This window comes from Mesorhizobium sp. CU3 (genome assembly GCF_006442965.1).
GTDB lineage: Bacteria > Pseudomonadota > Alphaproteobacteria > Rhizobiales > Rhizobiaceae > Mesorhizobium.
Window position 1 is genome coordinate 256,748 of the sequence record NZ_VFWX01000006.1, and the last position, 15,513, is coordinate 272,260.

Genomic DNA, 15,513 nt, shown 5'->3' on the forward strand with positions numbered 1-15,513 from the left:
ACCTGGCTGACCGTTGGAGGGTGACCGTCATGGCTACTCAGCAAACCCGTTCGCTTGCCCGTTTCATGATGGCGCCATCGGTAATCCTTTTGTTCGTCTGGATGATCGTGCCGCTGGCCTTCACGCTGTGGTTCTCGTTCCAGCAATACAATCCGCTGAACCCGATCCGCGACGGTTTCGTCGGCTTCTCCAATTACGCGCTGTTCTATTCCAATCCGGCCTTCCTCTATTCGATCCTCAACACGCTCACCATCGTCGTCAGCGTGCTGATCATCACCGTGGTCGGAGGCATCCTTTTGGCGATGCTCCTCGACCAGCCGATGTGGGGCCAGGGCATCGTGCGCATCCTGGTGATCTCGCCATTCTTCGTCATGCCGCCGGTGGCGGCACTGGTGTGGAAGAACATGATCATGCATCCGCAATACGGCGTCTTCGCCGACATTGCGCGCTTCTTCGGCGGCGAACCCATAGACTGGTTCGGCCAGCATCCGCTGACCGCCATCATCATCATCGTCGCCTGGCAATGGCTGCCCTTCGCGACGCTGATCCTTTTGACCTCGCTGCAGTCGCTCGACGGCGAGCAGAAGGAGGCGGCCGAGATGGACGGCGCCGGCTTCCTCAGCCGCTTCTGGTATCTGACGCTGCCGCACATGTCGCGCGCCATCACCGTCGTCATCCTGATCCAGACGATCTTCCTGCTCTCGGTCTATGCCGAGATCCTGGTCACCACCAATGGCGGCCCGGGCTACGCCTCCACCAACCTGCCCTTCCTCGTCTACCAGAAGGCATTGCTGGAGTTCAAAATCGGCCAGGCATCCGCCGGTGGCGTGATCGCCGTCATTCTCGCCAACATCGTCGCCTTCTTCGCCATGCGCGCCGTCGGCAAGAACCTGGACAAGTAAGGGAGGATCAGATGGCACGCGCAGTCACCACCCAGCACAAGACCATCGCCACGCTAGCTGCCTGGATCGTCGCCCTGCTGATCTTCTTTCCGATCCTCTACACGATCATCACCTCGTTCAAGTCGGAACAGGAGGCGATCCAGGGCTTCAACCTGATCCCGTCGGGAACCTTCGAGAGCTATTCGGAGGTGCAGCAGCAGAGCGGCTACTTCAAATTCTTCTTCAATTCGGTGCTGCTCTCGGTCGGCTCGACCATCCTCGCCCTCATCGTCGCCATCCCGGCGGCCTGGTCGATGGCCTTCTCGCCGACCAGGCGGACCAAGGACATCCTGATGTGGATGCTGTCCACCAAGATGATGCCGGCGGTCGCGGTGCTGTTCCCGATCTACCTGATCTTCCGCGACTCCGGCCTGCTCGACAGCCGCATCGGCCTGATGGTCATGCTGATGCTGATCAACCTGCCGATCGTGGTCTGGATGCTCTACACCTATTTCCGCGAGATCCCCGGCGAGATCCTCGAAGCGGCGCGCATGGACGGGGCCTCGCTGTGGAACGAGATCATCTATGTGCTGACGCCGATGGCGGTGCCGGGCATCGCCTCAACCATGCTGCTTAACATCATCCTGGCCTGGAACGAGGCGTTCTGGACGATCCGGCTCACCACCACCAATGCCGCACCGCTCACCGCCTTCATCAGCTCCTTCTCCAGCCCGCAAGGCCTGTTCTGGGCCAAGCTCTCGGCTGCCTCTACGCTGGCCATCGCGCCGATCCTGATCATGGGCTGGTTCAGCCAGAAGCAACTGGTGCGCGGCCTGACCTTTGGTGCTGTGAAGTAGCGCGGTGCCGTGAAGTAGGAACGCCCAAGCGGCGGACGACGAAGACTATCCCCGGGAGGAAACCATGGGAAACATCACGCTCAAGAACGTCTCAAAATCCTTCGGGTCGACGACGATCATCCCCAACATCGACCTCAACATCGAGGATGGCGAGTTCGTCGTGTTCGTCGGTCCGTCCGGCTGCGGCAAGTCCACGCTGCTCAGGCTGATCGCAGGCCTCGAGGACACCAGCGGCGGCACCATCAACATCGACGGCCGCGACGTCACCCGCGAGGCGCCGGCCAAGCGCAAGCTCGCCATGGTGTTCCAGTCCTACGCGCTCTACCCGCATATGACCGTCGCCAAGAACATTGCCTTCCCGCTGAAGATGGCCGGCGAGGACCAGGCGACCATCGACAAGAAGGTGAAGGACGCCGCGCGCGTCTTGAACCTTACCAACTATCTCGAACGCCGTCCCGGCCAGCTCTCCGGCGGCCAGCGCCAGCGCGTCGCCATCGGCCGCGCCATCGTGCGCCAACCTTCGGCCTTCCTGTTCGACGAGCCGCTGTCCAACCTCGACGCCGCACTTCGCGGGACCATGCGCCTCGAGATCAGCGAACTGCATCATCAACTGAAGACGACGATGATCTACGTCACACACGACCAGGTCGAAGCCATGACCATGGCCGACAAGATCGTCGTCCTCAACGCCGGCAACATCGAGCAGGTCGGCTCGCCGATGGAACTCTACAAGACGCCGCGAAACCTATTCGTTGCCGGCTTCATCGGCTCGCCCAAGATGAACCTCATCGAAGGCGCGCCGGCCGACAAGTATGGTGCCAAGACCATCGGCATCCGGCCAGAGCATCTCAACATCTCGACCACGTCGGGCGACTGGAAGGCGACGGTCGGCGTTGCCGAGCATCTCGGATCCGATACCTTCCTGCATGTCCAGGCAGACGGCATCGGCACGGTCAATGTGCGCGCCGACGGCGAGGTAGCGGTCAAGCACGGCGATACCGTCTATCTGACCCCCGACAAGACCAAGCTGCATCGCTTCGGCGCCGACGGCAAGGCGTTGGCTCAGTGAGGGCGGGACTGTGAGGTTGAGAGGCAAATCGGCGCTGATCACCGGATCGGCGCGCGGCATCGGCAAGGCCTTCGCCGAAACCTACGCGCGCGAAGGGGCGACGGTGGCGATTGCCGACATCGATCTGTCGGCCGCGGAAAAGACCGCGGCTGCGATCGGCGACAAGGCCTATGCGGTCAAGCTCGACGTCACCGACCAGGCTTCGATCGACGCGGCGGTGAAAGCGGTCGAAACCAGAACCGGCGGCCTCGACGTGCTGGTCAACAACGCCGCGATCTTCGACCTGGCGCCGATCGTCGAGATCACCAAGGCGAGCTACGACAAATTGTTCACGGTCAATGTCGCCGGCACGCTGTTCATGCTGCAGGCGGCCGCCCGCTCGATGATCGGGCGTGGCAAGGGCGGCCGGATCATCAACATGGCGAGCCAGGCCGGACGGCGCGGCGAGCCGCTGGTGGCTGTCTACTGCGCCACCAAGGCTGCGGTCATTTCGCTGACGCAGTCGGCAGGGCTCGATCTCATCAAGCATCGCATCAACGTGAACGGCATCGCGCCGGGCGTTGTCGACAGCGACATGTGGGACCAGGTCGACGCGCTGTTCGCCAAATACGAGAACCGGCCGAAGGGCGAGAAGAAACGCCTGGTCGGCGAAAACGTGCCTTACGGGCGCATGGGCAGGCCCGAGGATCTGGCCGGCATGGCGGTTTTCCTCGCCAGCGACGAGGCAGAATACATTGTCGCCCAGACCTACAATGTCGACGGCGGCAATTGGATGAGTTGAGGGGGAAGGCGCTTCTCTCTTTCCTCCGGAGAAGACGCCATGGGCAGGTGAGGGGCAGCACGCCGAAGCACCGGATGCTGCCCCTCATCCTCGCTCTCCCAGGGAGGCGGAACAGTTGGGCTGCGGGTCGGCCAAAGGGTAAAATGCGATGACCGTGAAACTCTCCTCCGCGAACCTCGCCAAGCTTCCGTCCAAGGTCGCCGGGCCGCAATACGACCGCTCGGCGTTGAGAGCCGGCATCGTCCATTTCGGCGTCGGCAATTTCCACCGTTCGCACCAGGCCATCTATTTGGACGATCTCTTCGCCACCGGCCAGGGCCATGAATGGGCGCTGATCGGCGCCGGCGTCTTCGACGGCGAGAAGGTCGGCCGCTCCAGGCTGCAGGAACAGGACTGGCTGACCACGGTGGTCGAGCAGGACCAGGGCCATATGAGCGCCCGCGTCACCGGCGCCATGATCGATTTCCTGATGCCCGGCGATGCCGCCGCGGTCATCGATCAGCTGGCCGATCCGGCGATCAAGATCGTGTCGCTGACCATCACCGAGGGCGGCTATTTCATCGATCCGGCGTCGGGCAAGTTCAACCCGGCCCATCCCGACATCGTCGCCGACGCGCAGCCGGGAGCAAAGCCGAAGACGGTGTTCGGCATCATCCTGGCCGGCCTGTTGCGCCGCCGCGCCGACGGCATCGTGCCGTTCACGGTCATGTCCTGCGACAACATCCCCCATAACGGCCATGTCACCTCCGACGGCGTCATCGGCCTCGCCCGGCTGATCGATGAGGATCTTGCCAGATGGGTAGAAGACAAGGTCGCTTTCCCGAACGGCATGGTCGACCGCATCACGCCGGCCACCACCGACCGCGAGCGCAAGATCCTCGCCGACGATTTCGGCCTGGAGGACAGCTGGCCGGTGTTCTGCGAACCGTTCAAGCAATGGGTGCTGGAGGATCACTTCACCGCCGGCCGCCCGGCGCTGGAAAAGGTCGGCGTGCAGTTCGTCAAGGATGTCTCTCCCTACGAGCTGATGAAGATACGCATCCTCAATGGCGGCCACGCCACCATCGCCTATCCGGCCGGCCTGATGGACATCCATTTCGTCCATGAAGGCATGCAGGAGCCGCTGGTGCGCAGCTTCCTGTCGAAACTCGAGCATGACGAGATCATCCCGACCGTGCCGCCTGTGCCGAATACCGACCTGGAGGATTACTACCAGCTCATCGAGCGCCGCTTCTCCAACCCGAAGATCGGCGACACCATCCGCCGGCTCTGCCTCGACGGCTCCAATCGCCAGCCGAAATTCATCATTCCGACCATCGCCGACCGGTTGAAGGCGGGCAAGGGCGTCGCCGGCCTCGCGCTGGAATCGGCGCTGTGGTGCCGCTACTGCTTCGGCACCACCGACAGCGGCGCGGTGATCGAGCCGAACGATCCCAATTGGGATCGCATGCAGGCGACCGCGAGAAAGGCCAAGGACGATCCGAAGGCCTGGCTGGCGATGGAGGACATTTATGGTGATGTCGGCCGCTCGCCCGTCTTCGCCGAGGCTTTCGGCCATGCGCTGAACGTGCTGTGGGCGAACGGCGCGCGCGAAACGCTGACGCGCTATCTCGCCGGCAAGCTCTAGAGCGTGATCCCGAAAAGTGGGAACCGGTTTTCGGAAAAGATCACGCTCCAACAAAGAATCGACTGGAAGCAAGCCTCGATGACGCCGGAAATGGTCATCTTCGACTGCGACGGCGTGCTGGTCGACAGCGAGGCGCTCTCGGTCTCGGCGCTGCTTGCCATGATCGATCTCGCCGGCGGTGCGGTCAGCGAGGACGCCGCCTACGAGCATTTCCTCGGCAAGAGCATGAAGAGCGTGCGCGAGATCCTCGGCCGCGATTTCGGCCTGGAGATCAGCGACGAGCATCTGACTGCCATGCGCGTCGACCTGATGCGCAAATTTCGCGAGGAATTGAAGCCGATCCCGGGCGTCAAGGAGGTGCTGCCGAAGCTTGGCCGGCCCTGCTGCGTCGCCTCATCCGGAACGCTGGAGCGCATCCGCTACGCGCTCGACGTCACCGGCCTGCTAGCGCTCCTGGAGCCGCATCTTTTCAGTGCCACCATGGTCAAGCGCGGCAAGCCGGCGCCCGACCTTTTCCTGCATGCCGCCGCCTCGATGCAGGTGCATCCGCGCAATTGCCTGGTCATCGAGGACAGTCCGGCCGGCATCGCCGCGGCGCGCGCTGCGGGCATGCGCGTCTTTGCCTTCACCGGCGGTTCGCATGCCGGCAATCCCGGCTTGAAAGCCCGGCTTGCGTCGACCGAACCGGACTTTATATTCGCTGACATGCTGCAATTGCCCGATCTGATTGCAGGCCTGGGAGCGAGAGAAAAAGCATCTTGACGAAGAGTTTCGTTTGCGCGGTCGATGTCGGCACCGGGAGCGCTCGCGCGGGCATTCTCGACTCCGGCGGCAACCTTCTCGGACGCGCCGATCACCCGATCGCCATGCACCAGCCCAAGCCCGATCATGCCGAGCATGATTCGCAGGATATCTGGGCGGCCGTGTGCAAGGCCGTGCGCGCCGCTCTGCAGAAATCCGGCGTCGCCGGCGATGCCATCGCCGGCATCTCCTTCGACGCCACCTGCTCGCTGGTCGTGCGCGACAAAAAGGGCGATCCACTCAGCGTTTCCGTCACCGGCGAGAAGCGCTGGGACACGCTTGTCTGGCTCGATCACCGCGCCATCGCCGAAGCGGACGAATGCACGACGAGCGGCCATGCGGTGCTCGACTATATCGGCGGCGTGATGTCGCCGGAGATGGAAACGCCGAAGTTGATGTGGCTGAAGCGTCATCTGCCGAAGACTTGGAATGAAGCCGGCTATCTATTCGACCTCGCCGATTTCCTCACCTGGAAGGCATCCGGCTCGCTCGCCCGCTCGCAATGCACGCTGACGGCGAAGTGGACATATCTCGCGCATGAGGAAAAAGGCTGGCGGCGCGATTTCTTCGAGCTCGTCGGTCTCGGCGATCTGTTCGAGCACGGCAGTCTGCCGGAAAAGGCCAGCCCCGTCGGCGCCGATATCGGTGCACTGACGGCCGAGGCGGCCGCCGAGCTCGGCCTGACGACGAAATGCCGGGTTGGTGCCGGCGTCATCGATGCCTATGCCGGCGCGCTCGGCGTTCTCGGCGGCTTCGCCGGCGACGAGAAGGACATTGGCCGGCATTTGGCGCTGATCGCCGGCACGTCGTCCTGCGTCATGGCGATGTCGCCGGATCCGCAACCCTTTGCCGGCGTCTGGGGTCCCTATTACGGCGCGGCATTGCCGACGCTGTGGCTCTCCGAAGGCGGCCAGTCGGCCACCGGCGCGCTTCTCGACCACATCATCCGCTGGCACGGCGCCGGCGGCGAGCCCGATGCGGCCATGCACATGAAGATCGCCGGGCGCGTTGCCGAGTTGCGCGCCGAGGATGGCGACGCGCTGGCGGCGCGGCTGCATGTGCTGCCGGATTTCCACGGCAACCGCTCGCCGCTCGCCGACCCGCATGCCGTCGGCGTCATCAGCGGCCTGACGCTGGACGCTTCCTTCGACAGCCTGTGCAAGCTCTATTGGCGCACCGCCGTCGGCATCGCGCTCGGCGTGCGCCATGTGCTCGATGCGCTGAACGAGAACGGCTACCTGATCGACACGCTGCACGTCACCGGCGGTCACACCAAGAACCCGCTTCTGATGGAGCTCTACGCCGACGCCACCGGCTGCACGGTGGTCGAACCGCTGGCCGACGAAGCGGTGCTGCTCGGCACCGGCATGGTGGCGGCGACCGCCGCCGGGCTCTATCCCGATCTCAACGCGGCCTGCGTCGCCATGCAGCAAGGCGGCAGGACGCGCGCCCCCAACAAGCAAGCCGGCGCCCGCTTCGACCGCGACTACCGCATTTTCCTCGAAATGCACCGCCAGCGGCAGATGCTGGACGTGATCAGCTGACCTTGCGCAGCGACATGCCAGTCGCCGCGTCGAACAGGTGGATGCTGTCCTCGTCGAATGTGTAGCGGACGGGCGCACGCAATTGCGGGCATTCGCGGGCCGGCACCAGGGCGCTGATCTCCTTGCCGCCGGAGCCGAAGGTTACCAGCGCGTCATTGCCGTGGAATTCTATGAGGTCAGCCGTGCCTTGCAGCACATTGCCGCTGGCCCCTCCCGCCGTCTTCAAGTCGGGTGGCCGGATGCCGAGCACGGCGCGGCCGCCATGCTCGAGATGAAAATCTGAGCCGCCTATCGAAAGCACCGTGCCGGCGCCAGTCAGCGTCCAGCTGTTTCCTGAGCGTTCGACCGTGACCTCGATAAAGTTCATGTTCGGCGTGCCGATGAAACCGGCCACGAACATGTTGCCCGGCTGGCGATAGATCTCCGCCGGCGAGCCGGTCTGCTCGATCACGCCGTCCTTCAACAGCACGATGCGGTCGGCCAGCGTCATCGCTTCGAGCTGGTCATGCGTGACATAGACGGTGGTCGTCTTCAGCGACTGGTGCAGCCTGGCGATCTCGACCCGCATATGGTTGCGCAGCTTGGCGTCGAGATTGGAGAGCGGCTCGTCGAACAGAAACACCTTCGGCGTCTTGATCATGGCGCGCGCGATCGCCACGCGCTGCTGCTGGCCGCCGGAAAGCTCGGTCGGCTTGCGGCCGAGATAGGGCTCCAGCCCAAGGGTCTTGGCGACCGCCTCGACCCGTTTCCTGATCTCGGCCGCCGGCACCTTCTGGCGCTTCAGCCCGAAGGCGATGTTGTCGAAGATCGTCATATGCGGATAGAGCGCGTAGTTCTGGAACACCATGGCGATGCCGCGGTCGCCGGGCTCCAGATCGTTCACCACCTTGCCGCCGATCGACACCTCGCCGCCGCTGATCTCTTCCAGTCCAGCCAGCATCCGAAGCAGCGTGGACTTGCCGCAGCCGGACGGGCCGAGGAACACGACGAACTCATGCTCCTCGATCGCGAGATTGAGGTCGCGGATGACGGTCGTGGCGCCATAGGCCTTGTCGACATGGGAGCAAACGATTGCGGACATGCCTTATCCCTTCTGGCCGGTGAGCAGGATCTGCAGCTTGACGTCCTGCGGCTTGCCCTGGGCGGCGCGCTCGAACGCCTGGATGCTTTCGGAGAAATCATATGTGCCGGTGATCAGCGGCTTGAGGTCGACCTTGCCGGAGGCGATGAGCTGCAGCGCGCGATCGAAGATGTTGGCGTAGCGGAACACCGTCTCAATGCGCACTTCCTTGGCGATCGCCGCCGGCACGTCGAGGCTGACCGGCTCGACCGGCAGCCCGACCAGCACGATGGCGCCACCCGGGCGCACGACCTCGAACAGGCCGGCAAAGGCCTTCGGGCTGCCACTCGCCTCGAAGACGATGTCGGCGCCCCAATTGTCGGTCGCGGCGCCAACCGCATCGGCCAGCGAGCGCTCGCCGATATTGACCGGCTCGATGCCCGGATATTGCGCGGCGATTTCCAGCTTGGGCGCCGAAAAATCGGAGATCAGCACCTTGGAACAGCCGCCGGCCAGAGCCGCCAGCGCGATCATGATGCCGATCGGGCCGCAGCCGACCACCACGGCGACGTCGCCCGGCACGATTCGGGCGCGGGTGGCCGCCTGCATGCCGATGGCGAAGGGTTCCACCATCGCGCCTTCGGCGAAGGAGACGTTGTCCGGCAATTTGTAGGTGAAGGCGGCGGGATGCACGGCGTAAGGCGCGAGCACGCCATGCACCGGCGGCGTCGCCCAGAAGCTGACGTCGGGATCGACATTGTAGATGCCGAGCTTGGCCGCGCGCGACGACAGGTTCGGCACGCCCGGCTCCATGCAGACGCGGTCGCCGACCTTCAGCGTCTCGACATTGGCGCCGACCTCGATGACCGTTCCCGAAGCCTCGTGTCCGAGCACCATCGGTGCCCGCACGACATAGCTGCCGATGGCGCCATGCGTATAATAATGCACGTCGCTGCCGCAGACGCCGACCGTGTGGATGGCGATCTTGACGTCGTCCGGTCCAACGTCCAGCGGCAGCGCGATCTCGCGCAGCGACAGTTCGCCTTTTTTCTCAAGCACCAGTGCCCGCATCGTTTCAACTCTTCTTTTGCCGGAAAACGGAATTCAGGAAGCCGCTCAAGACGCCGAGGAAAAGCAGCGGCGGCAGCGACAGCAGCACGACCGATGCGTTGAGGATGCCCCAGGGCACGTTCATGCCTTGCTGCGACAGTTCGGAAGCGACGATCGGCAGCGTCTTGGCGTTGGAGCTCGACAGCATCAGCGCGATCAGGAACTCGTTCCAGACAAGCACGAAACTGAAGGCGACGGCGCCGATAAGCGAGCGCGCCGCGACGGGAAGCGCGATCCGCCAGAACACCGAATAGGCGCCGTAGCCGTCGACGAAGGCGGCTTCCTCGATCTCCTTCGGCACGCTTTGGAAGGCGGGAATCGCAAGCCACATGATGACCGAGATGGTGAGCAGCGAATAGGTGACGATCAGTGCGGGAAGCGTGTCGTAGAGGCCGATCTGCAGCCAGATCACCATCAGCGGGATGGCGACCGCCACCGGCGGCAGGAAGCGCAGCGACAGGACGAAGAACTGGATGTCGCCCGCCCATCGATTGGGATAGCGAGCCACCGCATAAGCCGCCGGCAGGCCGAGCACGATGCCGATCGCGACGGCCGAGCCGCAGGCAACGACCGAATTGTAGAGCCCGGTCAGCACGCTGTCGCGGCCGAGAATGTAGCCGATATTGGCGAGCGTCGGCGTAAAGATCACCTTCGGCACGCGCGTGATGATGTCGACATTGTTCTTGAGCGCATTGAGCGCCGTCCATACGAGCGGAAACACGGCGAGGAACCCGGCCAGCGCCAGTATGGCCTTGGCGATCAGTTTGCCGGGCTTCATGCCTGCACCCGCTTCCACAGCATGGTGAAGGTGATGACCGTCGCGACCATCATCAGCACCGCCATGGCCGAGGCGTAGGAGACCTTGCCGGATTCGATGAAGCCCTGCGAGAAGGCGTACATGTCGAGCGTCTCTGTCGCCACGCCGGGGCCGCCGCGCGTCATCACATAGATCAGGTCGAAGGAGCGCAGCGACTCGATCATCTTGACGAACATCAGGCTGATCAGCGGCGCCTTCAGCATCGGCAGGGTGACATAGGCATGGATCTGCCAGCGTTTCGCATGGTCGAGCCTGGCCGCTTCGATCGGCTGCGGCGGCAAGGTTTCCAAGAGCTTCAGCACGATGACGGCGAAGAACAGCCCCCATTGCCAGACATCGACCGAGGCGACCGCGAACAGCGCGCTGGCCGGCTTGGAGAGCGGATCGAAGATCAGTCCGCCGGTGATGAGACGATACGGATAGGTCGCGATGCCGTAGAGCGGGTGATAGGCGAATTTCCACACGAAGGCGGCGGACACGCGCGGCAAAAGCACCGGGATGATGAACAACAGGCAGTAGAAATTGCGCAGGCGCGGGCCGGCGACCTCGAACATCAGCACGCCGAGCCCGATTGCCACCACCATTGTCGCGACCACGGTGACTATCTCCCACTTCACCGAAACCCAGACGGCGTTAAGGAAGCGGCGGTCGGCAAAGAGGTCGGCGAAATTCGAAAACCAGACCCAGGAATAGCCCGGCGTGCTGAGCTCGCGGTTCTGCAGCGCGATCACGATGGCGTAGAGCGTCGGCACCATCGACAACACGAGCAGGATGGCGAGCGTCGGCACGAGAAAGGTGACGGGCAGGGAAGAGCGGCGGCGCATCGGCCTGTCCTTGCTTGGGTTTGCTTGCGGGCAGGGAACCCGTGCCGCGCAGGTCCCCGCATTCCGACGAATGCCGCGGACCGCGCGCCACGGGCGGGAGGATTACTTCTTCTTCACCAGCTCGTTGGCATAGGCCTCGAGTTCGTTGAGGCCGCCTTTGATGTCGGTGCGCGTGCCGGTGACCAGCTCTTCCAGGATGATGCCCCAGCGGTCGCCGAGATCGGGCCAGCGCGGATCCTGCCAGAAGTTCACCGCCGTCACTTTGCCGGTTTCGGCCAGCGCCTGGCCGAGATCGGCGCCGTAGATGTCGGCGAATTCCTTGCTGGACAGGATGCTGGTGCGGTTGAGCTCGCCGAACTGATGCGCGTCGAGCCGGCGCTTCTCGTTTTCTTTCGACGTCGCCCAGGCGATGAACAGGCCGGCGCATTTTTTCGCCGCGTCATCGGCATTGGCCTTGGTGCCGATGGCAAGCCCGTGGCCGTAGCCACCGCCCGGCAGCGGCGATGGCGGCGGCAGGAAGCCGATCTTGCCGACCACCTGCGAGGTCTTCGGATCGACCGCCATGCCCGACAGCGGCGTCGATTCGACAAGGATGGCGACCTGTCCCGACAGGAAGGCGCCGGTCGATTCATCCCAGCTGCCGGTCTGCGTGCCGGGCGCCGAATCCTTGAACAGTTTGAGGTAGGTCTCCGTCGCCTTGACGGCGGCGTCCGAATTGAAAGCCGGCTTGTCGCCGTCGAACCACTTACCGCCATAGGCCTTGAAGAACGGCATCCAGCGCCAGACATTGGCGCCCGAGCCGCGCGCGCCGCGCAGCGCGATGCCGTAGATGCCCTTGTCGGCATTGGTCAGCTTCGGCACGTCGGCGATCAATTCGTCCAGCGTCTTCGGCGGCTGGATGCCAGCGGCTTCCAGAACATCCTTGCGGTAGACCATCAGGTCGCCGCCGCCGGTCAGCGGCGCGAACCACACCTTGCCGTCATAGGTGGCGACCTTCTGGCGGCCCGGGTCGAAGTCGGCATAGTCATAGTCAGCCGGATAATAATCCTTGAGCGGCACGATCCAGCCCGACGACGCGAACAGCGCGACATTGGCCTCGTCGACATAGTAGACGTTGTAGTTGCCGACGGTGGAAGCATCGGCGCGCGACTTGGCGCGGCGGTCGTTCTCGTTCAGGTAATCGATCTGGAACGAGGCGCCGGAGAGCTTCTTGAACTCATCCTTGGAGTCCTCCAGAAGCGTCAGGCCGTCGCGCGGCTGCGCCAGCACCTTGACCGGCGCCGAGCAGACCGGCGCCTGTGCCAGAGCCACGGTTGAAACGGAAGCGGTAAGCACGAACGCTGCGCCAAGGCTGGCAGCGAGCCGGGTTGAATTCATTGGTTTTTCTCCTCCAGGAACACTCGCGGAAGCGGCAAGTCCGCAGGCTAAGCGACCCTCACCGTCGCCCGGGTGACTTGCCACCCGTCGCCAAAATGAGCAGTCGGGGAGAGCGAGACTAGAAGCCCCGTTGCAGCAGACCTGTACTTTTATGCATTGTGCGGCGCAAAATTTAGCGCGGGTAGAGTCTGCTCGTCACACGAGTATCAGTGCCGTTTGGAAACCAGTGGTCGGCCTGGATCAGGTCCGCAGCGTCAGCCGCTGCCGCGACAGCTTGCGATAGGATGACGGCGTCATCCTGTGCTTGCGCAGGAAGGCCCGGTTGAAGTTGGAGATGTTCATATAGCCGACCTGGAAACAGATGTCGGTGATCGGGGTATCGGTGTCGGCGAGCAGCTTGCAGGCCTGCCAGAGTCTCAGCTTGGCGACGTGGTCGCTGAACGAGTTGCCGGTGTTCTTCTGGAAGAAGCGCGAAAAAGTGCTTTCGCTCATGCCGGCCAGCTGAGCCACCTCCGGCAGCTTCAAATCCTCGGCGAAATGCTGGAACAGATAGGTCAGCGAGCGCTGGATGATATCGAGCGATTCCGCATCGAGAAGCGGCGAAAAATCCGGCGACGACAACAGCTCGTATTCGTCGGTGGTGGCCAGAAGGTCGAGCAGTTCGAGGAACAGGCGGAACCTCGCCAGCCCCTGCACCTCGCCCATTCGCTCCATCAGCTCGGCGCCGTCGAGCGCCGTCTGGCCATGGAAGAGCATGCCGCGCAGCGAGCGTTCGAGGAACGGCTCCAGCTCGCGCAGTTCCGGCAGCAGCCCCGACGAGCCGCGCAGCCTTTGGGCATCGAATTGCAGCACGATATCGCGGCCCTCGATCATCTCGCCCGGTTGCACCGCCGTCACCCAGTCATGCGGCAGCCCGCCGCCGACGATGGTCAGGTAGCCCGGCCCGAACTCGCCGATATGGTCGCCGACCAGCGCCACGCCGGAGGATTTGCGCAACAGATGGATCTCGTATTCGGGGTGGAAATTCCAGACATTGCGTTCCCACGGATAGTCGTCCAGCCGCCACAGGAAACTGTCGCTCGCCTCGGTCACGATGTGCTCGAAGGCCGGCACCGTGCGCGGGATCGCGGCTGTGTTCTTTCTGCGCCTGAACGGCAATCCTCACCTCCCGACCTTGGTTCGCCGGCACGCGACGCCGGCGGTCCCCGCCGCTGGCTCAATAGTTGCCGGGGGCTCCTCCCTTGCCATTGTGTCGCATTTCGTTCAATAGACGACGCAAACGGCGCCATTTCGTGCCGTTTGTGTGCGGCTTCCGGCCTTTTTGCCGACGCGCCGTGTCCTGAAGAGCGGAACAATGTCTGCGATCGAAACCGGCGCTCTCGCGCCGGAAAACCTTTGGCGTCAGGAAATCAGGGCGACGGTCGCGCTTGCCTGGCCGATGGTGCTGACCAATCTCGGCCAGACCGCGATGACCGCGACCGACGTCATGATGATGGGGCGCCTGGGCGCCGATACGCTGGCGGCCGGCGCGCTCGGCGCCAACCTCTATTTCATGCCGCTGATCTTCGGCCTCGGCCTGATGCTGGCGACCTCGCCGATGATGGCGACCGAGCTCGGCCGCCGCCACCACTCGGTGCGCGACCTGCGCCGCACCGTGCGCCAGGGCCTGTGGCTGGCGATCCTGATCTCGATCCCGATCTGGTTGTTCCTCTGGCATGGCGAAGCGATCCTGCTTGCCATGGGCCAGAAGCCCGAGCTTGCACATCAGGCCGGCATCTATCTGCATTGGCTGCAATGGGCGGTGCTGCCCTTTTACGGCTATATCGTGCTGCGCTCCTTCATCTCGGCGCTGGAGCGGCCGGGCTGGGCGCTGGTCATCGTCTTCGTAGCTGTCGCCTGCAATATCTTCTTCAACTGGGTGTTCATGTTCGGCAATCTCGGCGTCCGCCCGATGGGCATCGCCGGCTCCGGCCTCGCCACCACTTTGTCCAGCACGCTGATGTTCGTCGGCCTGGCCGCGGTGGTGATGCTGGAGAAAAAATTCCGCCGCTATCGCCTGTTCGGCCGCTTCTGGCGCGCCGACTGGCCGCGTTTTCGCGGCCTGCTCCGGCTCGGCCTGCCGATCGCCGGCATCCTCGCCTTCGAGGTGACGATCTTCAACGCGGCGGCGCTGCTGATGGGTCTGATCGACGCCGATTCGCTGGCCGCCCATGCCATCGCCATCCAGATAGCCTCGATCTCCTTCATGGTGCCGCTCGGCCTCAACCAGGCGGTCACCGTGCGCGTCGGCCTGGCGCATGGCGCCGGCAATCCGGAAGGCGTCTCGCGCGCCGGCTGGACCAGCTTCGTCATCGGCGTCTCCTTCATGGCGCTGATGGCCCTGGTGATGATCCTGTGGCCGCATCTCTTGATCAGCGCCTTCATCGATCTTGCCGACCCGGCCAATGCCAGGGTGATCACGCTTGCCGTGTCCTTCCTGGTGTTCGCGGCCCTGTTCCAGATCTTCGACGGCGCTCAAGCTGTAGCCGCCGGCATGCTGCGCGGCCTGCACGACACCAAGGTGCCGATGATCTATGCCGCGATCGGCTATTGGGGCGTCGGCCTGCCGCTCGGCGTGCTGCTTGCGTTCCGTTTCGGCCTGAACGGCGTCGGTATCTGGATCGGCCTGGCGTCGGGCCTCGCCGTGGTGGCTGCGCTGCTGCTCGCGCGCTGGCTGAGGCGCGACCGCATCGCGCCGAAGCTCGCCTTCGGGCATTAAGGCGGTA

The 15,513-nt window shown here is 63.9% G+C and carries 14 protein-coding genes; 8 read left to right on the top strand and 6 right to left on the bottom strand.

Annotation, left to right across the window (positions count from 1 at the left end):
* Positions 1–29 precede the first annotated feature (29 nt).
* The 7 genes from FJ988_RS11950 to FJ988_RS11980 all read left to right on the top strand — a co-directional run bounded on the left by FJ988_RS11950 (position 30) and on the right by FJ988_RS11980 (position 7,560).
* Entirely contained in the window at positions 30–902 is an 873-nt protein-coding gene (locus FJ988_RS11950) for a carbohydrate ABC transporter permease (protein ID WP_140817730.1), read from the top strand.
* 11 nt (positions 903–913) lie between these two features.
* The gene (locus FJ988_RS11955) at positions 914–1,738 is read left to right on the top strand and encodes a carbohydrate ABC transporter permease (protein ID WP_140817732.1); all 825 of its coding nucleotides are present in this window, start codon (positions 914–916) and stop codon (positions 1,736–1,738) included.
* A 64-nt stretch (positions 1,739–1,802) separates the two neighbouring features.
* On the top strand, positions 1,803–2,807 hold the full coding sequence (locus FJ988_RS11960) for an ABC transporter ATP-binding protein (protein WP_140817734.1): 1,005 nt from the start codon (positions 1,803–1,805) through the stop codon (positions 2,805–2,807).
* Between the two features lie 10 nt (positions 2,808–2,817).
* On the top strand, positions 2,818–3,588 hold the full coding sequence (locus tag FJ988_RS11965) for an L-iditol 2-dehydrogenase (RefSeq protein ID WP_140817736.1): 771 nt from the start codon (positions 2,818–2,820) through the stop codon (positions 3,586–3,588).
* A gap of 148 nt (positions 3,589–3,736) precedes the next feature.
* The gene (locus FJ988_RS11970) at positions 3,737–5,215 is read left to right on the top strand and encodes a mannitol dehydrogenase family protein (protein ID WP_140817738.1); all 1,479 of its coding nucleotides are present in this window, start codon (positions 3,737–3,739) and stop codon (positions 5,213–5,215) included.
* A gap of 78 nt (positions 5,216–5,293) precedes the next feature.
* Complete coding sequence (locus FJ988_RS11975; protein ID WP_140817740.1) at positions 5,294–5,977, top strand: HAD family hydrolase; 684 nt, start codon at positions 5,294–5,296, stop codon at positions 5,975–5,977.
* Positions 5,974–7,560 carry an FGGY-family carbohydrate kinase gene (locus tag FJ988_RS11980; RefSeq protein WP_140817742.1) on the top strand — a complete coding sequence of 529 codons (1,587 nt, stop codon included), beginning with the start codon at positions 5,974–5,976 and terminating at the stop codon, positions 7,558–7,560. The genes FJ988_RS11975 and FJ988_RS11980 overlap by 4 nt, the downstream gene beginning before the upstream one ends.
* Here FJ988_RS11980 and FJ988_RS11985 read toward each other — a convergent pair.
* From FJ988_RS11985 to FJ988_RS12010, 6 genes are all read right to left on the bottom strand, one after another.
* Positions 7,553–8,641 carry an ABC transporter ATP-binding protein gene (locus FJ988_RS11985; protein WP_140817744.1) on the bottom strand — a complete coding sequence of 363 codons (1,089 nt, stop codon included), beginning with the start codon at positions 8,639–8,641 and terminating at the stop codon, positions 7,553–7,555. The two genes, FJ988_RS11980 and FJ988_RS11985, sit on opposite strands and share 8 nt — an antisense overlap.
* Before the next feature lie 3 nt (positions 8,642–8,644).
* Positions 8,645–9,691, bottom strand: a complete 1,047-nt coding sequence (locus tag FJ988_RS11990; protein ID WP_140817746.1) for an NAD(P)-dependent alcohol dehydrogenase — start codon at positions 9,689–9,691, stop codon at positions 8,645–8,647.
* 4 nt (positions 9,692–9,695) lie between these two features.
* Positions 9,696–10,508 carry a carbohydrate ABC transporter permease gene (locus FJ988_RS11995; protein ID WP_140817747.1) on the bottom strand — a complete coding sequence of 271 codons (813 nt, stop codon included), beginning with the start codon at positions 10,506–10,508 and terminating at the stop codon, positions 9,696–9,698.
* Complete coding sequence (locus FJ988_RS12000; RefSeq protein ID WP_140817749.1) at positions 10,505–11,371, bottom strand: carbohydrate ABC transporter permease; 867 nt, start codon at positions 11,369–11,371, stop codon at positions 10,505–10,507. The genes FJ988_RS11995 and FJ988_RS12000 overlap by 4 nt, the downstream gene beginning before the upstream one ends.
* Before the next feature lie 102 nt (positions 11,372–11,473).
* On the bottom strand, positions 11,474–12,748 hold the full coding sequence (locus FJ988_RS12005) for an ABC transporter substrate-binding protein (RefSeq protein WP_140817751.1): 1,275 nt from the start codon (positions 12,746–12,748) through the stop codon (positions 11,474–11,476).
* Between the two features lie 240 nt (positions 12,749–12,988).
* Positions 12,989–13,906, bottom strand: a complete 918-nt coding sequence (locus tag FJ988_RS12010; protein ID WP_140817753.1) for an AraC family transcriptional regulator — start codon at positions 13,904–13,906, stop codon at positions 12,989–12,991.
* 196 nt (positions 13,907–14,102) lie between these two features.
* On the opposite strand from FJ988_RS12010, the gene FJ988_RS12015 reads away from it, so the two are divergent.
* On the top strand, positions 14,103–15,506 hold the full coding sequence (locus FJ988_RS12015) for an MATE family efflux transporter (RefSeq protein WP_140817755.1): 1,404 nt from the start codon (positions 14,103–14,105) through the stop codon (positions 15,504–15,506).
* Positions 15,507–15,513: the final 7 nt, after the last annotated feature.